This is a genomic window from Paenibacillus phytorum (assembly GCF_013141715.1).
Lineage (GTDB): Bacteria > Bacillota > Bacilli > Paenibacillales > NBRC-103111 > Paenibacillus_E > Paenibacillus_E phytorum.
In genome coordinates, this window is sequence record NZ_WHOA01000069.1 from 21,604 (window position 1) to 42,680 (window position 21,077).

Here is a 21,077-nt window from a genome sequence, read left to right on the forward strand (position 1 = left end):
ATTATTCGAAAAATGTGATTAAAACATCTTACCGAAGCCCATAGAAAGTCCTAAATACTGGATAAAAAAACTGGCAACCAAGTGTCCGAGGGCAATAGAAAGCAAAATTTGTAGCATAATCGCTTGAGCAGCTTTAGGCCTTTTGAGCAGGACATCGAAGCGGAACGCTTGCAGCGCCCACCACGATAGGCCAATACACATGATGTAGACAGCAATATCCACCATATTCATCATCGAAGCATATTTCGCCGCTTCATTCCATTTGTCTGTATCTGCCATAAGTCACTCCTCTTCGGTTTTACCGATTCATTACTTTAGCGAGCAGTGTTACGAATTCAGCTCGTGTTGCTTGCTCATCAGGCCGGAAGGTGCCATCCGAATAGCCGCTTATCCAACCATCCGCCGACATTTGTTTCAGGATCCCCACACCCCAATACGTATCATTCACATCGCTAAAAGGGGAGTTGCCCCGTTTTTTCCCTGTCATATTCATGCTGCGGGCAAGCATCTGTGTCATCTCCATACGTGTAAGCGTACGATCAGGCCCGAATGTTCCATCCGGGTAACCGTCCACAATATTTGCTTGAACCGCTTTAGCTACGTAATCGTAAGCCCAATGCGAAGCATCCATATCGCTGAAACGCAGCCCCTGACGTTTAGACAGCTTCAAAGCTCGCGTCAATACCGTTGCTGCCTCCGCACGTGTAATAGGTTGATTGGGAGCAAAACGGTAGTTTCCGTAACCACTAATCACACCTTGCTCCGTAAGTTGGCTAATGGCATCCTTTGCCCAGTGTCCATCAATATCAGCAAATCCGCTCACCAGCGCGTAGCTGCCAACTTTTAACCGATACATTTGACTCATAAACCATTGGTTGGCTTGAAGCTTGATATAATAGGTGCCTGCAGGCAGGGTTTTCTCGATAAAGAATTGATCCGTACCATAATCATTTCGATATAAGCCTTGTTCCTTCAAAGAACTATCATATAGCGTCGCATATAAAATTCGTGATGTCGGTATGTTCGTTAACCTCACTTGGGCGAGACCGTCTTTGCTCATGCGGAATTCGAACCAATCCACATCATCACTTTTGTTAAATACACCCTCATACACGGAATTCATCGCAGCAAAAGTAGCTTGGTACGATTTATCATTCGGCTCATTCGGATCGATCAGCTTCGGCGTGTATTCAATTTCTAACGTATACTCACCCGTAATCGGTTCTGAGTAATCCTTCATATTGCTGACACGAATGTAATACTGACCTGGGAGCAGATCCATTTGGGAGCTGACCTCAATGCCTCCATCTCCGGCTTGGTCGATCGTAATCGACTTCTCCCCTTCCTTCTGAAAAAGGATCATCGGATCTATGCGTCCTGTATCTACGGATAGCCTGATTCGCATTGTGCCTGAGTCTTTTAGGGATATTGCAAACCAATCCAGATCTCCTTTTTGATGAAAAGTACCTCGGATAGATTGACTCCGATCAGGTAAAACGAATGCTTTATACTGCTTATCATTATCCTCAAATGGATCCTTATAGATAGCAAAATCCGTCCGCATCGAGTAATTTAACGCCGTCTTGCGGGAGCGATCCACCGTCTGCAGCTGTACATACGTGCGTCCTTTGGTCACAGAAACCATGAAAGGCTGACTTCCGTCCGATGTACTATTCGCAATAAACGTTTCTCCAGAGTCGAAACGAACTCGGACACCCGAGCTGTCTGCGCTATTCAGCCATAATTTAATAAACCCATCATAGTTCGCATCAATGGCGTACCAATCTTGGTCTTGCGCCGAACTAAGTACAGCTTTAACAGCCGTATGAACCGGCAATATGGCAGCCTGATTCATATTTTCATTAGGCTCAAAGTAATCCTCACTGTACGGCTTCGTCAGTGCCAAATCCACTCTTAACAACCCATAGCCCGTTCTGGAATCCCATCCCCCTGACGCCAAGTCTTCTGCCGTCTGCTCGAGCTGTGCACGAACTTGATACACGTTCATACTCGGGTATTTGCCCCATACCAAAGCTGCAGCTGCAGCAACCTGGGGTGCAGACATGGAACTTCCATCTTGGTACTGATAGCCGCCACCTAGTGCTGTTGTGTATACATCCCAAGGCGCCACAAGATCCAGCTCCGGCCCAAAGTTCGAACGAGGGTCAGCAAGCCTTTCCGAGTTAACGCCCCCTACAGCTAGAACAGTTGGATATGCCGCAGGGTATTTCACACTTGTACTTTCATTACCAACAGCGGCAACGAGCAGTACATTATGCTCCTCTGCATACTGCACAATGCCTTCCATGTAATCGGAATATTTGTTTAGGCCTAGGGAAAGCACTACGATTTTCGCGCCGTGATCCACTGCGTACTTAATGCCTTCGCCAAGCTTTGCTTCGCCGCCTGTACCGTCGGCCTCCAATGCTTTGATTGGCATAATTTTGGCATTAGGAGCTATGCCTGCAATCCCTTTATCGTTATTGAACGTGGCCGCAATGATACCTGCTACGTTCGTTCCATGTCCATTATCATCTTGAGGCTTTTTCGAAGGCTGAAGCAGATTCACACCATCAACCAAACTACCTACTAAATCAGGATGTGCAAGATCAACGCCCGTATCGACGACCGCTACGACAATGGGTGTCCGGGAATCTCCAGCCGCAGCCCATGCTTGATCGATGTGGATCATGTCCAAATAGGTTTGTTTCACCCTCATAGGATCCGTTGATACCGGGTAGGCTGCTTCTACTTTCGTTATCATCCCTGTAAGTCCCACAACAAGCATCATTAGTACAATGAGCCAAAGGTGTCGAGTACATTTCATGAAATCACAAGTCCTTTTTGTTGTATGATCTTTTTTCCTTCTCTATCTATACCACATTACTCGTCTTCTCGATATATATAACGGTTTTTCGTCGCAAAAAGTTCAGAACTTGAGCAAATATTTTTGCATGTATGTATGGGATGGCAGTCAATCATTCTCCTGTATATTGTACATCGAAATGACAGGCCGTGAAGCCTTTGGAATAATTTGCTGTAAAAGCGATAAATGACTTATTCATCTGGAATCAGCCGAACGCGTAAACCAACACAAAAAAGCCTTCCCCCGCACTTACGCAGGGAAAGGCTTATTCATAAATTTACATAATCAGAAAATCCTTCGTCAAGGAGAAAATGGCTTCGATGCCTTTCAGCACAAGGTGTGGAACAACACCCAACGCCACGCTGATGAGGGCACATGACCAAACCGTTATCCCTAACGGAATCGACACCTTAATCTCGGCAGGCTCGTAATCGCTGCGCATAAACATTTGGCGTACGATACCGAAATAGTAGTAAAAGGATACCACGCTGGTAGCGATCATAAGTGACCCTAGCCAATAGTGCTGGGTCTGCATCGTTCCCAGGATGATGTAGAGCTTCCCGAAAAACCCGCCAGACAAAGGAATACCGGCCAATGAAAGCACGATGAGTACCATAGCTACGGCTGTTATTGGGGCCCTGTAATAGAGACCAGCGAAACCTTTCGCCTCGGTATGGCCTTCTGCCTGCTCAATAATCATCAGCACAGCGAAAGCCCCGATGTTCATAAACAAGTACGCGATCAAGTAGAAAATAAATTCAGAGAAGTTCGCGTAATGGGTACCGGAAAAGTAAGTTCCGATCGGAACGAGTAAGTAACCTGCATTGGCAATTCCTGAGTAGGCCAAAAGCCTTTTCATATTCGTTTGCTTCAGCGCAATAAAATTACCGGTTACCATCGCGATGGCAGCCATCACCGATATGGCCAGGAACACATCCGATTGAAAGCTGCTGTCTTCAAAGCTGCTAAATCCAAACAACACGTAGAATACGCGGAATAGGATGGCGAAGCCGGCGCCCTTGGACACGACAGCCAAAAATGCCGTCACAGGCGTCGGTGCGCCTTGGTACACATCCGGTGCCCAGCTGTGGAATGGGGCAGCGGCGATTTTGAAGCCGAAGCCAGCTAGCAGCATGAAGAATGCTACATAAAGCAGCGGCTCGTAAGCAGTTACGAGTGATGGAAGAGCAGCACCAATTTGGGACAAATTGCTGGAACCGACCATCCCGTATAGGAAGGACATGCCATACAAGATGATCGCGGATGAAATACCGCCCATGACCAAATACTTGAAGGCACCCTCGTTAGATTTGTTATCTTTCTTCTTCATAGCTACGAGCAAGTACGAAGTAATACTCAACAGCTCCAACCCAACGTACAGCGTGATAAGGTCACCCGAGGATGACATAATCATGGCGCCGAGCGCTGCGGGCAGATAGAAGTAGTAATACTCCCCAACATGTGGGATGGCATCTTCTTTGATGAAGCCTAAGCTCATCAAGACAACGAAGCCAGTACCTAATAAAGTAAACAATTTGAGCAGATTCGAGAAATCATCCACTCTGTAGCTATTATTGAGCAGCCCAATAGCCTCTTCTGGATTCAACTGCAAAACAACGAATATCGCAGAAATAGCGATGCCAACCAACGTCAGCCATCCAATTATTGAACGACTAAGTCTGTTTGGGAGGACCAAATCCAAGAGAGATAGGATGATCGCGGTGGCAACCAGCGAAAGCTCAGGGAGCAGATGCACTAAATCAGCAACATGGAGTCTTATCTGTTCCACCGGTCTAACCTCCTATCTTCCCGGCTACGCTGTGGATCAATTGATCCAAGCTGCCTATCGTTTGCTGAAGCGGCTGACTCAGCACGCTTGGGTATACACCGAGCAAGAGAATGAACGCCACCAATGTAATCATCGGCACGGCCTCGATTAATCTGGCGTCGCGCATGCCTTGCAGCTGTAGGTTCGGCTGTTTAGGGCCGAACGTGATGTTCAGAACCCCGCGCAGCACGTAAACCGCGGTAAAAATGATCCCAAGTGTACCGACAATCGCGTACACTCGGTGCGTTTCGAAGAGTCCGAGAAACGCAAGGAATTCACTGATGAAGCCGGATAAGCCCGGCAATCCGAGCGATGCCATACCAGCGACCAGCAGAATGCCGCTGATGAAAGGTATGGACGACGCGAGACCACCTAATTGGTCGAGCTGCGTCGTTTGGGTCCGCTCGTAGATGCTGCCTACGAGTAAGAACATCAGGGCCGAGATGAGGCCGTGTGAGATCAGTTGGAACACGGCGCCCTGCAGGCCCGATACGTTGAACGCGGCGAGACCGAGCAGGACGATGCCCATGTGGCTAATACTCGAGTAGGCCAGCACGAGCTTGAAGTCCTTTTGTACCATGGCGAGAATCGCGCCGTACACGATGTTGATGACGCCGAGGAGCGCCAGCATCCAGGCCCACTGCTTAGCTTCCCCCGGGAAGAACAGAATGCCGAATCGTATGAGGCCGTAGGCCCCCATTTTCAGCAAAATCCCCGAGTGAATCATAACAACAGCAGGCGGAGCCTCTGTATGTACTTTGAGCATCCATGTATGGAACGGGAAGATCGGCAGCTTAATGCCGAAGGCGACCAGCAGCATAATGAACACGGTCCACTTCATGGTCGGACTAAGGAAGAACGGCGTTCCTTCTTGATTGACATAAGCGGCGGGATCTTGCAGCAAATTATGTGCAATCGTATGGATGTCACCGCTGTAGAAAATGACAGCTTCTGTCTGCGAAGGCACCTGGTTGAATCCAGCCGTACTGACGAGAATTAAGAACGCGATCAACATGATAGCCGAGCCAAGTCCATTGTAAAGCAGGAAGCGATTGGCAGCTTGCTCCCGATTCATATACCCCCAAATACCAATCAAGAAGAACATCGGTACGAGCGTAATTTCGAAGAACAAGAAGAACAAGAAAAGATCCTGTGATAAGAAAACGCCGAACATGCCGGTTTCGAGCAACAAGAAAAGAATGTAGTACGTTTTCCAGCGTTTCTTAATATACACCGAAGCTAAAGCAGCCATTGACGATACAAGTGCGGTTAGAAACACAAGCGGCAAGGAGATGCCGTCAACCGCCAACGAATACTTAAACTCGAAGAAATACGAAGTGATTTGCTGAATTCCCTCATGGTTAAGCGGAACTTTGATCCAGTCCAGCTGTTCTTTGTATTGAATTGGATCACCCTGATAATTGTAGTCACTATACAACCACGCCGCCAAAATAAGCGGGATCAGTGTCGTGATAATACCAATTGTTTTAATCAAACGGCCTTGATCACCACGGATGAAGAGCAAAACCAGAACGCCAAGCAGCGGCGAGAAGGCGATCATACTTAGGATTGGTATACTAGCCAGCATGGATGAACCTCCTTCCTGCGATGGCGAGTACCAGAATCAGCATCCCCAAAATCATGATGACACCATAGGTTTGTAGTTGACCATTTTGGAGACGAGAGCCTAATCGCCCTAGTCCGACCACAGTAAAGGCGACCAAACGCACAATACCGTCAACGATATACACATCAAACAGTTCGAGTATCCAGCCTAAACCGCGAAGCGGTTTTACAATGACACCTTCATAAATTTCATCAATGAAATATTTACGATTCAGCAGTGTATACAGCCACGGCATTTTACTGGAAACCACATCGCGAGGAAGCGTACGTTTGAGGTAGATCAAGTAACCGAGACCAATACCAAGCACACCAGCTAGTGTGGACAAAATAATGACGGTCCAATTGGCTTTCTCATCATGATCATGTCCTGTCAACCACTGACTGAGCCATTCGTTAAACGGTGTATTCACAAAGCCCGCAACAACAGCAAGCACAGCAAGAATAATCAGTGGCGTGGTCATTGTTGCCGGAGATTCATGGGGTTCATGAGCGATATGCGCTGCATGACCATGATCATCGTGAAGGTCATCAGTAGTCTTTGCCTTGCCTCTAGGTGATCCCATAAACACGAGGAAGAAAAGACGCGACATATAGAACGCTGTGAAGAAGGCAGCAATGACACCGACCCAGAACAAGAGCTGGTTATGCTCGTATGCTTCCGTCAGGATCATATCCTTCGACCAGAACCCCGCGAATGGGAAAATACCTGACAGTGCCAGCGTGCCTATCGCGAATGTCCAGGTCGTGATTTTCATTTTGCGGGATAAACCGCCCATTTCGTTAATGTCTTGCGTATGTACAGCGTGAATCACACTGCCTGCGCCCAAGAAGAGCAGCGCTTTGAAGAAGGCGTGCGTGAACAAATGGAACATACCAGACGTGTAGGAAACACCAATCCCGAGCGCCATCATCATATAGCCGAGTTGACTCACGGTCGAGTAGGCGAGAATGCGTTTGATATCGTTCTGAGCAATACCAATCGTTGCCGCAAAGATCGCTGTGAAACCACCCACATAAGCTACAACAAGCAAAGCATCCGGTGATGCGTGGAAAATATCAAAGGTACGCGCAACGAGATACACCCCAGCAGCAACCATCGTTGCAGCGTGGATTAGCGCACTGATCGGCGTTGGACCTTCCATGGCATCTGGCAGCCACGTATGCAGCGGAAATTGACCAGACTTACCCATCGCCCCGATGAAGATCAGAATAGCAATCCATGTGATGATCGTTGGGTCGATTTTGCCCGTAGTAAAAGCATTATGAATAGATGTGAAATCAAGTGCATGCCCTGGCATATACCAGAACAGCAGCAGAATGGCAATAAACAGGCCCACGTCCCCTATGCGGGTAACGATGAATGCCTTTTTCGCAGCAGCCTTCGCCTCTGGCTTGAAGTACCAGAATCCGACGAGCAGGAAGGAACATACCCCTACAAGCTCCCAGAAGATGTACAGCTCCAGCATATTTTCTGAGATCACAAGGCCAAGCATGGAGAAGGAGAACAAAGCGATGTAGCCAAAAAACACATGAATTCGCTCGTCGCCTTTCATATAACCTTTGGAATAAATATTCACCAGCAAAGACACCAGTGTTACAATCACGAGCATCAAGGCGTTCAGATTGTTAACCTCAAAGCCCATATTCAGCGTGAAATCGCCAACTTGCAGCCAATGCAGCTTATTCCACGTGTAATCTTCCACTTTACCGCCAATTCGTTCAACGAAAATCAGCAAAGCCACGATAAATGATGCCAGCATCGCGAAAATACTGATGTAAATACCTATATCTTTTAATTGACGTCCCATAGCCGTAAGCGCTAGAAAAGCAAGCAGCGGAAACAACGGAATGAGCCAGGCGTACTGTGAATAGTCCGATACCATATCCTTGTTAGCCTCCTAGCGCTTCATAGAATCCAAATCCGTAACTTCTACTGTCCCTTTATTTCTGTAAATGGTAATTAGGATCGCGATCCCGACAGCCGCCTCAGCAGCTGCTATGGTGATGTTGAAAAGCGAGAAAATCTGTCCGGTAAGAGCCGGATGGTCACCAAGCTTCGAAAAGGCAATCAAATTCAAGTTTACCGCATTCAGCATAAGCTCAATCGAAAGCAGGACGATAACCCCGTTCTTCTTCGTTAACGCACCGTATAAACCGATGCAGAACAGGATTGCCGCCAGCGTGAGATAGGGAGTAATAATATTGCCCACAGCTAATCCTCCTCTCTCTTCGCGACCACGATGGCACCGATAAAGGCTACCGTCAGCAGCACCGACATAATTTCGAAAGGAATAACGTGCTCGTTATAGAGCAGCTTTCCGATTTCTAGTGTGTTATCCTTGCCAGCATCCAGGGTACCCGAAGCGACGAAGGTCGTTTTTTGAATGGCATAAAATAACACTCCGAACAATCCCAAAGCACCAATAATCGCTAGGCCTTCATGCCAAGGACGCTTAGGCTCCTCTTCTTCCCCTTGTCTGTGCCTCGTCATCATAATGCCGAAAATCATCAGAATCGAGATTGCACCTGCGTAGATCAAGACCTGCACGAAAGCTACAAACTCAGCCTCCAAAATGACATATAGCCCTGCCAAACTTATAAACGTAAGGGCAACGGCAACGACCATGTGAACGACTTTGGTAAAAGAAATCATGAAGATGGCTCCGCCAATTGCAAGAAGAGCGAAGACGAAGAAAGCCCAGCTTGAACCGTTGGATAAGAAATCACCAATTCCGCTAAACATCTTTCTTGGCCCCCCCTTTTGGCAAGGCTGAGTTGTTCTCTTGACGGATATTTTGCGTGTTCTCGCTTAACCATTGCATATTTTTGAACAGATCATCACGACTGTAGGTACTCAGCTCAAAATTGTTCGTCATGACGATTGCTTCTGTCGGACAAACCTCAGTGCAGAGATCGCACAGAATACAAATCTCAAAGTTAATATCGTACGTATCGATAACCTTACCCTTTTTCTCGGGGTCGGGATTCGCTTTACCTGTTAGAGTGATACACTCCGTCGGACAAACGCGTGCACATTGATTACACACAATGCATTTCTCTGGATCAAAATATTGAATACCGCGAAAGCGGTCCGGCATTTTAATCGGGACGTCAGGGTATGCGTACGTTATTTTTTTCTGCGTCATACTTTTAAACGTTACGCCTAAACCTTTCATTATGCCCTTCATTCGTTTCCCTCCTTAGAGTTTTGCTTTAGCAAAACTGACTTCGAAAGCATGGGCCTTAGAGTTTCCGTAGGAAACTTGATTCGTAAGCTATGTGATGGTCATTATGATCGCCGTTAGCAGCATATTAACCAGTGCCAGTGGAAGCAGCACTTTCCAGCCGAATCCCATGAGTTGGTCCACCCGTACCCGAGGCAGCGTCGCGCGCAGCCAGAATAGGAAGAACACAACCGAAGAGAATTTCAGTAGGAACCAGATAATACCCGGAATGAAATCAAGGAATGGAAACGGCGAATGCCATCCACCCAGGAAAATCAAGCTCGTAAGGGAAGCAATGACGAACACGTAAACATACTCCGATAGCATGAAAAAAGCGAAGCGGAAACCACTGTATTCCACATGATAACCAGCAACTAGCTCAGACTCCGCTTCCGGTAAGTCAAACGGCGTTCGATTGAGCTCCGAGACCCCGGCTATAACGAAAATGATAAAGCCTAGAATCTGGGGAATGAAATTCCAATGCCAGAAACCACCTGTCTGATGATCAACAATCGTATGTAGATTTAGACTGCCTGTCATCATGATGACACCGATAACGGAGATGACGAGCGGTACCTCATAACTAATCATTTGAGCCGCGGAACGCATACCGCCTAGCAGCGCATATTTGTTATTCGATGCCCAACCGCCGAGGATAATACCAATCGTAGAAATCCCCGTTAGGGCTACATAAAAGAGCAGACCGACATTCAAATTCGCATTAAACATCCGATCCGAAAATGGAATCGTCGCAATAATCGTGAACGAAGGAATAAACGTAATGATAGGCGCCAGAATGAAAAGCTCGCGCTCTGCTTTTTTAGGAATCGTATCCTCTTTGATTAGAAGCTTGAATACGTCCGCAACACTTTGCAGAAGCCCGAAAGGCCCCGTTCGGTTTGGACCGATCCGCATCTGCATCCAGCCGATAACCTTACGCTCGAAGTAGATCGCATAGGTTACAAAGCCTAGGACCAGCATCAGCATGACGATCCCCCAGAACAGGAAAACGAAGAAGTTCGTCCAAGTTAGACTCTCCTCCAATAAATTCACCATTAGGCATCCACCTCCCCAACGACAATATCGATGCCGCCTAGAATCGTAATCAAGTTGGTCATCGACTCACCGACCAGCAGCTTGGGCAAAATTTGCAGATTCACGAAGGAAGGTCTGCGGAATTTCAGACGGAAAGGCTCTTGTTTACCTCGGGAAATAATATAGCAGCCAATTTCCCCGCGCGGAGACTCAATTGCCGAATACACTTCCCCTTCTGGAGGACGAATGACTCTAGGCACTTTGCCCATGGTTTCGCCTTGCTCAGGAAACTGTTCCACGGCTTGCTCTAGGATACGTAGCGATTGCTTGACTTCCTCCATACGAAGCAAGTATCGATCATAGCAGTCACCGCCGGTGCGAACAGGTACGTCGAACTGGAAGCGGCTGTACAGGCTGTACGGCTGCGTTTTGCGGATATCCCAGTCTACACCCGTACATCTCAAGTTAGCGCCGCTAAGGCCATACGCAATGGCTGTCTCTGCATCATACTTGCCTACACCCTTGATACGGGATAGAAAGATTTCATTCCCCGTTACTAACGTGTGATACTCCTCCAATTTACCGTACATATAAGGAATAAATTTCTTAACTTTATCGATCCAACCCTCTGGAGCGTCCCACTTCACCCCGCCTACACGCATGTAGTTGTAGGTTAGACGAGCGCCGCATAATTCATTGAACAGATCAATGATAATTTCCCGATCACGGAACGCATATAAGAACGGGCTCATGGCACCAATGTCCAGCAAATAGGTTCCCCACCACACCATGTGAGAGGCGATACGTTGAAGCTCCATCACGATTAAGCGAAGGAATTCCGCTCGTTCTGGTACTTCAAGCTGCATCATTTTCTCTACGGCATTCACAAGCACGTAGTTGGTTGTCATCGCCGATACGTAATCCATACGGTCCGTGTAAGGAATAATTTGTGTATAGCTAAGGTTCTCAGCTAATTTCTCTGTTCCTCTATGTAGATAGCCCATCACGGGTATTGCTTCTTTAATAACTTCTCCATCCAGCTTCACGATCACGCGGAAAACCCCGTGCGTACTAGGATGCTGAGGACCAACGTTTAACAGGAGTTCTTCTGTCCGTAACACGAGCTACACCTCCGGGTCAAGCGGTTCGTAATCTTTGCGCAGTGGATGGCCGACCCAATCGTCAGGCATCATGATTCTTACTAAGTTAGGGTGACCTGGGAAATCGATACCCAATAGGTCATACACTTCCCGCTCATTCCAATCCGCGGTAGCCCATACTGGAGCTACAGAAGGAATGCTTGGCTGCTCTCGATCTGTCTTCACTTTCACACAATATTCATGCTTGTGTGTGAGGGAAAGCAGATGATACGCCACCTCTAGGTGTGTCTCTTGGTCCACGCCCGAGAGATTGCGCAAGTAATTGCAACGCAACTCCTCATGATCCCTGAGCGTCAGCGCGGCCTGCAGCCAGCGTGAGCTGTGAATGACTACGTAAGGACGATGCGCGTCCCTTTCGTTGATGAACGCGTCGACGACGGCGTCTTCGCCAACGTCGGCTTTCAAGATCGCGACCAGCCGATCAAGCAGCGGCTGGTTCGGTGAAGGCTCCTTCGGCGCTTCAGGCTCCGCCGACTCGGTCTTCGCCCCGCGTGCGCTTGCTCGCGCAGCGCGTGCTTCTGCGGCGGCCTGGGCTTTGGCTGCCTTCTCTTCGTCTCCAGCGTCCGCAGACGCTGGGGCAACGGTTCCAGCCGACGCGGGATCGCCCGTCGGCTCAGCGGCCGCCCGCGCAGCTTGGCGGGCAGCTCTCGCCGCGGCGCGCTCCGCTGCCGCGTCACTAGCAGCTGGCGCGTTGGCGCTCACAGCTGCATCACTGCCCTTCGCAGCGCCCGCGTCGCCGCTGCCTGCAGCTCGCTCCGCAAGCTCAGCCGCAGGCGCGTCGCTCGGCTCGCTCGTCGTCTGCGCAGCCGGATCAGCGGCCTGCTTCTCCGCCGCGCGATCTACCGCAGCTTGCACGTCCGCGCTAAGCGGCGTCTTACTCGCGCGCGCCTCTGGCGTAAGATCGCCTACTTCTGCGATGGCTTCCTCTAACGGCGACTCATTCACTTTCTTACCATCAGCAGTTGGAGATGGGTCTACCTTCTCCTCCGGCTTCTTCTCATCACTCATCGATTGGTCACCTGCTTCCCAGTCTTCGCTTCATAGCGAATCTTCTCCTGAAGCTTGTTTATCCCATAAATGAGTGCAGCAGGGTTCGGTGGACAACCCGGAATATAAACATCAACCGGAACAATTTGGTCAACTCCCTTAACAACGGAGTATGACTTCACATAAGGTCCACCTGCCGTAGCGCAGGACCCCATCGCAATGACCCATTTCGGTTCAGGCATTTGTTCGTAAAGACGGCGCAGCAAAGGAGCCATTTTCTTCGTTACTGTCCCCGCCACAATCATGACATCAGATTGTCTAGGAGACGTACGGAAGATGACTCCGAAACGGTCTAAATCATAGTGAGATCCGCCGGTACCCATCATTTCGATGGCACAACAAGCCAGACCAAAAGTTAACGGCCAAAGCGAATTACTGCGAGCCCAAGCTTTCACTTGCTCCAGTGTCGTCATAAAGACATTACGGTTTAATTCTTCCCGCTCTTCGGGAGATATCGACTCTAGACTGAAGTCCATTGCAGCACCTTCTTCTTCCAAGCGTATATTAATCCAATGGCAAGCAAGGCTACAAAAATACACATTTCCACTAAGGCAAAAAGTCCGAGCTGATTAAAAGCAACAGCCCACGGATACAGGAACACGGTTTCCACATCAAAGATGACAAACATCAAAGCAAATAAATAATAACGAATGTTAAACCGGATTTGTCCCTCACCTACAGGCTCATTACCACTCTCATACGTCGTATACTTCTCATCGACGGGCTTACTCGGTCTTAACCATTTGCCTACCGTTAGCGCTACCATAGGGAGAAGAATACCTAACCCTAGAAAAATCGCTACGATTACATAGTTATTTGTATACATCATGTGAATGTAACCGCCTCCATTCGTATTTGCTTTTCTTATGCGTGCTACTAGTTTTGGTAATATTCACCTACAATATTATAACAAAAAGCCTTTTGGGCGTCGATGACTAATTCCAAACCACACTTTTCATTCCTAGTGAGTAGATTTTCCATAATTATCTTTTATTAATCTTCCTATTCGAAAAAAAAGCGGAGGAACCAAAGTTCCCCCGCTTTTCATCAAACATCTATCTATTTCCCGGACACACCGATACGATTCAATGCTCTTTGTAAAGAAGCTTCAGCACGTTTGAAATCCACGTTATCTTGCTTTGTTTCAGCAAGACGTTTCTCCGCACGTTCCTTCGCTGCTTTCGCACGATCAATATCAATTTGTTCAGGTAGCTCGGCGCTTTCCGCCAAAATAACCACCTTATCCTTGCGCACTTCCATGAAACCGCCGTTCACTGCGATGACTTCGTCTTTAGAGCCCGTTTTCTTCACAGTAATCGGTGCAATTCTAAGTGGAGTGACCAATGGAATGTGATTAGGCAGAATTCCAAGCTCCCCTTCAGCACCCTTCACGCTAACCATGTTCACTTGTTCAGCGTACACTTTGCGCTCCGGTGTAACAATTTCCAGTAGGAATGTACTCACTTGGATTCTCCTTCCTTAGAGTTTAGCAAAAACTGTCCTTGGCACGATGCCAAGCTTACAGTGTTTTTGCTTTCTCGATAGCGTCCTCGATCGTTCCCACGTTGTGGAAAGCCACTTCAGGAAGGTTGTCATGCTTACCTTCAAGGATTTCTTTGAAGCTGCGCACAGTTTCTTTCAATGGTACATAAAGACCTGGGAAACCGTTGAACGGCTCAGCAACGTGAAGAGGCTGAGACAAGAACAAGCGGAGACGACGCGCACGGTGTACAGTCAATTTGTCCTCATCGGACAACTCATCCATACCCAAGATCGCGATAATATCCAGAAGCTCTTTGTAACGTTGAAGAATTTGTTTAACGCCTTGTGCTGTTCTATAGTGATCTTCGCCAAGTGTTTCTGGCGTCAAGATACGGGAAGAAGAAGCAAGTGGATCTACCGCAGGGAAGATACCTGCTGCAGCAATACTACGCTCCAAGTTCGTTGTTGCGTCCAAGTGAGCGAAAGCCGTTGCAGGAGCCGGATCCGTATAGTCATCGGCAGGAACGTAAATCGCTTGAATGGAAGTAACGGAACCTTTTTTCGTGGATGTAATACGCTCTTGCAGTTGACCCATCTCTGTTGCCAGAGTCGGTTGGTAACCTACTGCTGATGGCATACGACCCAGCAATGCGGAAACCTCAGAACCTGCTTGTGTAAAGCGGAAAATGTTATCGATGAAAAGAAGAACGTCTTTACCTTCTTCATCACGGAAATACTCAGCCATTGTCAAACCGGACAAAGCTACGCGAAGACGCGCGCCTGGAGGCTCGTTCATTTGACCGAATACCATCGCTGTTTTTGCGATAACGCCGGAGTCTTTCATCTCGTGGTAAAGGTCATTACCTTCACGAGTACGCTCTCCAACGCCTGCGAAAACGGAGATACCGCCATGCTCTTGTGCGATGTTGTGGATCAACTCTTGCATTGTTACGGTTTTACCTACACCCGCGCCGCCGAAGAGACCGATTTTACCACCCTTAACATAAGGAGCCATAAGGTCGATAACTTTAATTCCTGTTTCAAGAATCTCTGCTTTTGTCGACAAGTTGTCGAAAGCTGGAGCTTCTTTGTGAATGCCGCTTGTAAATGTACGGTCAACGCCTTCGATACCATCGATCGGCTCTCCCAATACGTTAAACACGCGACCTAGTGTTGCTGCTCCAACCGGAACGGTAATTGCAGCTTTCGTATCTTCAGCTACTGCTCCACGCACAAGTCCGTCAGTTGAGGACATTGCGATACAACGAACCAAGTTGTCACCAAGGTGAACAGCTGCTTCAACTGTCATTGTGGATAGTACGCCATTATCATTTCTTTCAATCTTGATGGCATTCAAGATTTCAGGGAGTTGTCCGCGTTCGAACTCAATGTCGACGACTGGCCCTGTAATTGTTACAACGCGCCCTTTGCTCATGGTTTCCCTCCTAAGAAAAGCTTTGCTTCCGTAGAAGCTTTATTGTTATGCGTTCGCGTTCGCTCCAGCAACGATTTCCGATATTTCCTGGGTAATCGAGGCTTGACGCGCACGGTTATAGGCTAATGTGTAGCCGCTGATCATTTTCGTTGCATTCTTCGTAGCGGAATTCATTGCTGTCATTCTCGCACCGAACTCACTTGCTTTACCTTCCAATACAGCACTGTAAATAAGCGTTTCCGCATATTTAGGTAGCAATACTTCCAGAACGCCTTCTGGTGATGGCTCATACTCATAACTAGCAGCAGCCACGCCAGTAACTTCTTCCATAGGAAGCAGGCGAATCATGGTTGGAATTTGGGTAATCGCATTTTTGAATTGGTTGTATACCAAGAACAACTGGTCATACGTACCGTTCTCGAAGTTCTTCACTGCTGCAGTAGCTACAGGTTTAATATCCGCGAATTTCGGTGAATCCGGAACCCCTGTCACTTCTTCTACAACTGGCATGTTGCGTTTGCGGAAGAAATTACTACCTTTACGTCCGATTACAAAAATCGAATATTCAGCTGTTGATTTATGGTTTTCACGAATCTCGGTCATGACCTTCCGCAACACGTTAGCGTTGTAGCCTCCAGCCAATCCACGATCCGAGGTGATTACTAAATAGCCCGTCTTCTTCACTTCGCGTGACTGTAACATTGGGTGTTTGATCCCTTTGCTTCCAGCTGCGATGCTTTGAACGACTTCTTTCAACTTATCGGAGTAAGGACGTGCTGCTTCCGCAGAACGTTGTGCTCGTCTCAAATTCGCTGCAGAGACCATTTCCATCGCTCTCGTAATTTGTTTCGTGTTTTGTGTGGACTTGATTTGGCGCTTAATCTCGCGCATTCCTTTTGCCATACCTGCTCACCTCTCTTTTGAGGCTTAGAAAAGCCTTCATTCGAAGACCTGAATTCAGGCGATCAGCCTGCCCAGGATTAACACGGTAGGCAGAGCTTCACTTCAACAGGAAGCTCTGCCATCATGATTTATACAGAAGCTGCGAAGCTCTTTTTGAATTGAACAATTGCTTCTACTAGCGCTTTATCGTTATCCGGAGTGATGTCCTTCGTATCACGAATGCTGTGTAGAATTTCTGGACGGTTCGATTCCAAGAAAGCCAAGAATTGACCTTCAAAACGCGTTACGTCTTGAACAGGAAGATCATCCACATGTCCTTTAACAACTGTGTAAAGGGAAGCAACTTGCTTTTCCAATGACATCGGTTGGTGAACACCTTGTTTCAAAATTTCAAGCGTACGAACACCACGGTCCAAACGCGATTGAGTTGCTTTATCCAAGTCAGATCCGAATGCAGCAAATGCAGCAAGCTCACGATATTGTGCCAAGTCAACACGAAGTGTACCGGCAACTTTTTTCATCGCTTTCGTTTGCGCAGAGCCCCCTACACGGGATACAGAGTTACCAACGTTAACCGCTGGACGCTGACCGGAGTAGAACAAGTCGGATTCTAAGAAGATTTGTCCGTCCGTAATCGAAATTACGTTCGTAGGAATGTAGGCCGAGATATCGCCTGCTTGTGTCTCAATGAAAGGAAGTGCCGTCATGGAACCGCCACCTAGCTCATCATTCAGTTTCGCAGCACGCTCTAGAAGACGGGAGTGCAAGTAGAAAACATCCCCTGGATAAGCTTCACGACCCGGTGGACGACGAAGCAAGAGGGACAACTCACGGTAAGCAGCTGCTTGTTTGGACAAGTCATCATAGACGATCAACACGTGCTCGCCTTTGTACATGAAGTACTCACCCATTGCACAACCTGCGTACGGAGCCAACCAAAGCATTGGTGAAGGCTCAGAAGCAGAAGCTGTTACAACGATTGTGTAGTCCAAAGCGCCAGCGTGACGAAGTGTTTCAACAACACCTACGACAGTGGATTGCTTTTGACCGATAGCAACGTAGATACATTTAACGCCGTTGCCTTTTTGGTTGATGATCGCATCGATCGCGATCGCTGTTTTACCTGTTTGACGGTCACCGATGAGCAACTCACGTTGTCCACGGCCAACTGGTACCATCGCGTCAATCGCTTTGATCCCTGTTTGCATTGGCTCATGTACCGATTTACGGGCCATAACGCCTGGAGCTGGGGATTCGATTGGACGGAATCCAGTTGTTTCGATAGGACCTCTACCATCGACTGGTTGACCCAATGGGTTAACAACACGGCCTAGTAGTGCATCACCTACAGGGATTTCCATGATACGGCCAGTACGTTTAACTTGGTCGCCTTCACGAATATCTTTGTAAGGTCCGAGAATAACGATACCTACGTTGCTTTCTTCCAAGTTAAACGCGTAACCTAGAACGCCACTTGGAAACTCAAGCAGCTCGCCTGCCATTACGCTTTCCAAGCCGTGAGCACGAGCGATACCATCACCAACTTGAATGACTGTACCTACATCAACCACTTGGATATCGGAATTATAGTTTGCTATCTGTTGTTTAATCAATGAGCTGATTTCTTCAGGTTTGATACTCAACGAACTTCACCCCTATTCTTACAGTGCTTGTGTTAAACCAATGCTTTGGACAAGCGATCTAGCTTGCCTGCCAAGCTTCCATCATATAAACGATCACCGATACGTACTTGTACGCCGCCGAGCAGCTTAGGCTCAACCACGGACGAAACACGAATCGTTTTACCTGTTACTTTGCTAAAATGTGAGGCAATTTCCGCTTGCTGTGCATCCGACAATACGAATGCCGAGTAAACGATTGCGCTCGCTTGCCCGAGTGCTTCATTCGCAACCTTGACATAATCACTCACCAAGGCGGAAAGAATGGATTGTCTACCTTTATCGATCAAGACCAGCAGCGTGTTCCACACCGGTTCGGAAACATTGCCCTCGAAAATCTGCTTCAGCAGGTCCGTTTTGACGGTCGTCCCGATATTCGGATGGTTCAGGAACTTCTGCAAGTCTGCATTATCCCTAATCGCACTAGCTACAGATTTAAGCTCTTCTTCAACTTGGGAAATGATATTCTTTTCCTTCGCTACTTCGAATAAAGCTTTGGCATAACGCTTCGCTACGACGATGTCACTCATACGTTGCCTCCTACCTCTTTGAGGTAATGCTCAACAAGTTCTTCTTGTGACTTTTCGTCGATTTGTTTCTCAATAATTTTGGATGCGATCAGAACGGACATCGCGCCAACTTGGCTGCGAAGAGCGGCAACCGCTTTGTTCTTCTCATTTTCGATATCTTTAAGCGCTTCGTCTTTCAGACGATTTGCTTCTGCACTAGCTGCGTGAATAATATCATCAGCTTGCTTGGAGCCTGTGTGCTTCGCTTGCTCAATGATGTCGTAAGCTTCCTTACGAGTTTGTTGCAGCGCTTGCTTTTGTTCCTCCAACAGTTGCTCAGCCTGCTTGCGGCTAGTTTCAGCTGTTTGAATTTGGTCTTTCACCAATTGTCTGCGTTTCTCCATCATGCCGAACAGAGGACCGAACGCAAATTTAGAAAGCAACAAATATAAAATTAAGAACGCGATAAGTTGTATCCAAAATGTGGACCATTCAATATGCAAGTAACGTCACTCCCTTCTGATAACATGGGCAAAACGAAGGCGTGGTGGCGACTACGGCCATCAACGCCAAGCGGTTTCTTAAGCTTTTCCCATAAAGATGAACGCAAGAACCAATGCAACGACCGGCATTGCCTCAACTAGACCTACCCCGATAAACATTGTTGTTTGAAGCGTACCACGAAGTTCTGGTTGACGGGAAATACCTTCCAAAGCGCGACCTACGATCAAACCGTTACCAATACCTGCACCTAGTGCTCCCAAACCGAATACGATACCTGCTGCTACTAATGCTATTGCTCCCATTGATAAAATCCTCCCTTAAACTCTTAGGTTTTTGTTGTTTTATAAGTGACTCGAGACTTCCCGAGGTAAGTCTAGTGCTTAGTGCTTTTCTTCGTGAATCAATGTTTGCGAGATATAAACCATGGTCAGCATCGTAAATACGAAGGCTTGAATCGCGCCAACGAACACACTGAAGCCCTGCCATACGAAGAGAGGCGCAATTCCAAACCAACCTGCTCCAACAATGACAGATATCATGATTTCACCTGCATAAATGTTACCGTAAAGACGGAACGCAAGCGTAAGTGGCTTGGATACAACTTCAATTAAATGAAGGATCAACATTGCCCCTTTGAATTCAAAATAATGCGCGAAGTAATGCTTTGTGTTACGTGTTATCCCTAAGAAGTGACTTAGTACGATAACGATAACAGTTAATGCTCCTGTTACTGCGATATCAGCTGTCGGTGATTTCCACCAAGATACATGATCTTCTGTCACGATCGAGAAAGGAAGGCCAAGCATGTTGCCGATAAAGATGTACATAATTAGCGTAAGACCAAGTGCAATAAACCCTTTGCCATGCTTGGAACCGATCGTGCTTCCAATGATGCCTTCTACAAACTCAATGGTCCATTCCATGAAGTTTTGCAATTTCGAAGGATTTGTTACGGATGCTCGGCTCGCTCCTGCAATTGCAAGAATCAGCACAATAACTGTGGTAATCCCGATCATCATCAGTGCTGATGCATCGAAATGAAAGCCTAACCACTCAAACTCTGGTACCTTATGTTCCATATTTTCCATTTTCACCCCTTTCATCCATTGAAGTTACATCGTGGAATTACTTCTTAGACTTCTTAATAGAAAGAATACCCAGTACGAGTGTTGCCAATTGAGCAAAAAAGTATCCAACAATCGTCGTGGTTAATGCAACATGTTCGGGATACCTGACGGCAACCAAACCAACAAACCCAGCGATTGCTGCCCTTGTCAGAAAGCCAAGGGTTACCTTGCGCCCTGACTGCTCTATCGCAGCTGCTGCCAGCTTGTTAATCTTCCAGGCCAAAAACCTTGCATTAATCATACTTGCAATGGAACCAAGCATAATGCCGGCAAAGTAAATGCGGTAATCGACAAGAAGCGCCCATGCAGCCAAACAAAAGGATAAAAAGAAAAGAAATACATTTTGAACCGTTTTCAGAGTGGCCGAAAAGTCGTCCATCATAGCCCTCCGTACTGCTTTATCATGAAGTAAATGCTAATGATGCCGGTTACAAGCCCCAGTAAAAATCCACCTAGCAACCAGAACTGTCCACCTAGTGTGCCACTTAACCAATCACCGAAGAAATATCCGGCTGCCAAACATACGACAAGGTCTATGCCAATTGCACTAGTTAACGCTACTGCCCGCCAAGGATTATCATTGGAATTTGGCCGTTTCATCGCATCCTCCTGAGAGTTTTCCACATGGGAAAACCCGTCTCGTAGACATAGT

At 47.5% G+C, this 21,077-nt stretch carries 24 protein-coding genes; 1 reads left to right on the forward strand and 23 read right to left on the reverse strand.

Translation table 11 applies throughout. The features are described from left to right. Window positions 1-18 precede the first annotated feature (18 nt). The 11 genes from GC098_RS08590 to GC098_RS39910 all read right to left on the reverse strand — a co-directional run bounded on the left by GC098_RS08590 (window position 19) and on the right by GC098_RS39910 (window position 12,144). Complete coding sequence (locus GC098_RS08590) at window positions 19-279, reverse strand: DUF1146 family protein (protein WP_246321231.1); 261 nt, start codon at window positions 277-279, stop codon at window positions 19-21. A gap of 19 nt (window positions 280-298) precedes the next feature. Beyond that, window positions 299-2,791, reverse strand: coding sequence for a S8 family peptidase (locus tag GC098_RS08595; RefSeq protein WP_246358512.1), 2,493 nt, complete (start codon window positions 2,789-2,791; stop codon window positions 299-301). 352 nt (window positions 2,792-3,143) lie between these two features. Next, window positions 3,144-4,655 carry an NADH-quinone oxidoreductase subunit N gene (locus GC098_RS08600; RefSeq protein ID WP_171642826.1) on the reverse strand — a complete coding sequence of 504 codons (1,512 nt, stop codon included), beginning with the start codon at window positions 4,653-4,655 and terminating at the stop codon, window positions 3,144-3,146. A gap of 4 nt (window positions 4,656-4,659) precedes the next feature. Beyond that, window positions 4,660-6,282, reverse strand: coding sequence for a complex I subunit 4 family protein (locus tag GC098_RS08605; RefSeq protein ID WP_171642827.1), 1,623 nt, complete (start codon window positions 6,280-6,282; stop codon window positions 4,660-4,662). After that, window positions 6,272-8,203 (reverse strand): NADH-quinone oxidoreductase subunit L, encoded by a 1,932-nt coding sequence (gene nuoL / locus GC098_RS08610; RefSeq protein ID WP_171642828.1) that lies wholly within the window; start codon window positions 8,201-8,203, stop codon window positions 6,272-6,274. Before nuoL ends, GC098_RS08605 begins: the two co-directional genes overlap by 11 nt. A gap of 15 nt (window positions 8,204-8,218) precedes the next feature. Then, on the reverse strand, window positions 8,219-8,530 hold the full coding sequence (gene nuoK, locus GC098_RS08615) for an NADH-quinone oxidoreductase subunit NuoK (protein ID WP_029195649.1): 312 nt from the start codon (window positions 8,528-8,530) through the stop codon (window positions 8,219-8,221). A 2-nt stretch (window positions 8,531-8,532) separates the two neighbouring features. Further along, window positions 8,533-9,063 carry an NADH-quinone oxidoreductase subunit J gene (locus GC098_RS08620; RefSeq protein ID WP_029195650.1) on the reverse strand — a complete coding sequence of 177 codons (531 nt, stop codon included), beginning with the start codon at window positions 9,061-9,063 and terminating at the stop codon, window positions 8,533-8,535. Beyond that, window positions 9,056-9,508, reverse strand: coding sequence for an NADH-quinone oxidoreductase subunit NuoI (gene nuoI / locus GC098_RS08625; protein ID WP_029195651.1), 453 nt, complete (start codon window positions 9,506-9,508; stop codon window positions 9,056-9,058). Before nuoI ends, GC098_RS08620 begins: the two co-directional genes overlap by 8 nt. A gap of 87 nt (window positions 9,509-9,595) precedes the next feature. Further along, window positions 9,596-10,600, reverse strand: a complete 1,005-nt coding sequence (gene nuoH, locus GC098_RS08630; protein WP_171642829.1) for an NADH-quinone oxidoreductase subunit NuoH — start codon at window positions 10,598-10,600, stop codon at window positions 9,596-9,598. Then, the gene (locus tag GC098_RS08635) at window positions 10,600-11,700 is read right to left on the reverse strand and encodes an NADH-quinone oxidoreductase subunit D (RefSeq protein WP_171642830.1); all 1,101 of its coding nucleotides are present in this window, start codon (window positions 11,698-11,700) and stop codon (window positions 10,600-10,602) included. The genes nuoH and GC098_RS08635 overlap by 1 nt, the downstream gene beginning before the upstream one ends. A gap of 3 nt (window positions 11,701-11,703) precedes the next feature. Further along, the gene (locus tag GC098_RS39910; protein WP_246358513.1) at window positions 11,704-12,144 is read right to left on the reverse strand and encodes an NADH-quinone oxidoreductase subunit C; all 441 of its coding nucleotides are present in this window, start codon (window positions 12,142-12,144) and stop codon (window positions 11,704-11,706) included. 130 nt (window positions 12,145-12,274) lie between these two features. Between GC098_RS39910 and GC098_RS39915 the strand changes: the two genes are divergently transcribed. After that, on the forward strand, window positions 12,275-12,820 hold the full coding sequence (locus GC098_RS39915) for a hypothetical protein (RefSeq protein WP_246358514.1): 546 nt from the start codon (window positions 12,275-12,277) through the stop codon (window positions 12,818-12,820). On the opposite strand, the gene GC098_RS08645 is transcribed toward GC098_RS39915, so the two are convergent. From GC098_RS08645 to GC098_RS08700, 12 genes are all read right to left on the reverse strand, one after another. Beyond that, window positions 12,744-13,262 carry a NuoB/complex I 20 kDa subunit family protein gene (locus GC098_RS08645; protein WP_029195655.1) on the reverse strand — a complete coding sequence of 173 codons (519 nt, stop codon included), beginning with the start codon at window positions 13,260-13,262 and terminating at the stop codon, window positions 12,744-12,746. The genes GC098_RS39915 and GC098_RS08645 overlap by 77 nt on opposite strands. Further along, window positions 13,247-13,612: an NADH-quinone oxidoreductase subunit A gene (locus tag GC098_RS08650; RefSeq protein ID WP_171642858.1), complete on the reverse strand. Its 366-nt coding sequence runs from the start codon at window positions 13,610-13,612 to the stop codon at window positions 13,247-13,249. The genes GC098_RS08645 and GC098_RS08650 overlap by 16 nt, the downstream gene beginning before the upstream one ends. A 233-nt stretch (window positions 13,613-13,845) precedes the next feature. Beyond that, a complete protein-coding gene (locus tag GC098_RS08655; RefSeq protein ID WP_171642832.1) occupies window positions 13,846-14,250 on the reverse strand; it encodes a F0F1 ATP synthase subunit epsilon in 405 nt (134 codons plus the stop codon). 55 nt (window positions 14,251-14,305) lie between these two features. After that, window positions 14,306-15,703, reverse strand: coding sequence for a F0F1 ATP synthase subunit beta (gene atpD / locus GC098_RS08660; protein WP_028556935.1), 1,398 nt, complete (start codon window positions 15,701-15,703; stop codon window positions 14,306-14,308). 45 nt (window positions 15,704-15,748) lie between these two features. After that, entirely contained in the window at window positions 15,749-16,606 is an 858-nt protein-coding gene (gene atpG / locus GC098_RS08665) for an ATP synthase F1 subunit gamma (RefSeq protein ID WP_047682245.1), read from the reverse strand. A 128-nt stretch (window positions 16,607-16,734) separates the two neighbouring features. After that, window positions 16,735-18,249, reverse strand: a complete 1,515-nt coding sequence (gene atpA / locus GC098_RS08670; RefSeq protein WP_065854482.1) for a F0F1 ATP synthase subunit alpha — start codon at window positions 18,247-18,249, stop codon at window positions 16,735-16,737. Between the two features lie 32 nt (window positions 18,250-18,281). Beyond that, a complete protein-coding gene (locus GC098_RS08675) occupies window positions 18,282-18,815 on the reverse strand; it encodes a F0F1 ATP synthase subunit delta (protein WP_171642833.1) in 534 nt (177 codons plus the stop codon). Further along, complete coding sequence (gene atpF, locus GC098_RS08680) at window positions 18,812-19,297, reverse strand: F0F1 ATP synthase subunit B (RefSeq protein ID WP_090825058.1); 486 nt, start codon at window positions 19,295-19,297, stop codon at window positions 18,812-18,814. Before atpF ends, GC098_RS08675 begins: the two co-directional genes overlap by 4 nt. Window positions 19,298-19,375: 78 nt before the next feature. Next, entirely contained in the window at window positions 19,376-19,600 is a 225-nt protein-coding gene (atpE, locus tag GC098_RS08685; protein ID WP_028556930.1) for a F0F1 ATP synthase subunit C, read from the reverse strand. Window positions 19,601-19,678: 78 nt separating this feature from the next. Further along, window positions 19,679-20,377 (reverse strand): F0F1 ATP synthase subunit A, encoded by a 699-nt coding sequence (gene atpB / locus GC098_RS08690; protein WP_171642834.1) that lies wholly within the window; start codon window positions 20,375-20,377, stop codon window positions 19,679-19,681. A gap of 46 nt (window positions 20,378-20,423) precedes the next feature. Further along, complete coding sequence (locus tag GC098_RS08695; RefSeq protein ID WP_171642835.1) at window positions 20,424-20,804, reverse strand: ATP synthase subunit I; 381 nt, start codon at window positions 20,802-20,804, stop codon at window positions 20,424-20,426. Then, window positions 20,804-21,025: an AtpZ/AtpI family protein gene (locus tag GC098_RS08700; protein WP_171642836.1), complete on the reverse strand. Its 222-nt coding sequence runs from the start codon at window positions 21,023-21,025 to the stop codon at window positions 20,804-20,806. Before GC098_RS08700 ends, GC098_RS08695 begins: the two co-directional genes overlap by 1 nt. Window positions 21,026-21,077 lie beyond the last annotated feature (52 nt).

Coding starts and splice junctions, on each gene's coding strand:
- GC098_RS08590 (WP_246321231.1), bottom strand. CDS start 279: ATGGCAGATACAGACAAATGGAATGAAGCGGCGAAATATGCTTCGATG.
- GC098_RS08595 (WP_246358512.1), bottom strand. CDS start 2,791: ATGATGCTTGTTGTGGGACTTACAGGGATGATAACGAAAGTAGAAGCA.
- GC098_RS08605 (WP_171642827.1), bottom strand. CDS start 6,282: ATGCTGGCTAGTATACCAATCCTAAGTATGATCGCCTTCTCGCCGCTG.
- nuoL (WP_171642828.1), bottom strand. CDS start 8,203: ATGGTATCGGACTATTCACAGTACGCCTGGCTCATTCCGTTGTTTCCG.
- GC098_RS08620 (WP_029195650.1), bottom strand. CDS start 9,063: ATGTTTAGCGGAATTGGTGATTTCTTATCCAACGGTTCAAGCTGGGCT.
- nuoI (WP_029195651.1), bottom strand. CDS start 9,508: ATGAAGGGCATAATGAAAGGTTTAGGCGTAACGTTTAAAAGTATGACG.
- nuoH (WP_171642829.1), bottom strand. CDS start 10,600: ATGGTGAATTTATTGGAGGAGAGTCTAACTTGGACGAACTTCTTCGTT.
- GC098_RS08645 (WP_029195655.1), bottom strand. CDS start 13,262: ATGGACTTCAGTCTAGAGTCGATATCTCCCGAAGAGCGGGAAGAATTA.
- GC098_RS08650 (WP_171642858.1), bottom strand. CDS start 13,612: ATGTATACAAATAACTATGTAATCGTAGCGATTTTTCTAGGGTTAGGT.
- atpD (WP_028556935.1), bottom strand. CDS start 15,703: ATGAGCAAAGGGCGCGTTGTAACAATTACAGGGCCAGTCGTCGACATT.
- atpG (WP_047682245.1), bottom strand. CDS start 16,606: ATGGCAAAAGGAATGCGCGAGATTAAGCGCCAAATCAAGTCCACACAA.
- GC098_RS08675 (WP_171642833.1), bottom strand. CDS start 18,815: ATGAGTGACATCGTCGTAGCGAAGCGTTATGCCAAAGCTTTATTCGAA.
- atpE (WP_028556930.1), bottom strand. CDS start 19,600: ATGGGAGCAATAGCATTAGTAGCAGCAGGTATCGTATTCGGTTTGGGA.
- atpB (WP_171642834.1), bottom strand. CDS start 20,377: ATGGAACATAAGGTACCAGAGTTTGAGTGGTTAGGCTTTCATTTCGAT.
- GC098_RS08695 (WP_171642835.1), bottom strand. CDS start 20,804: ATGGACGACTTTTCGGCCACTCTGAAAACGGTTCAAAATGTATTTCTT.
- GC098_RS08700 (WP_171642836.1), bottom strand. CDS start 21,025: ATGAAACGGCCAAATTCCAATGATAATCCTTGGCGGGCAGTAGCGTTA.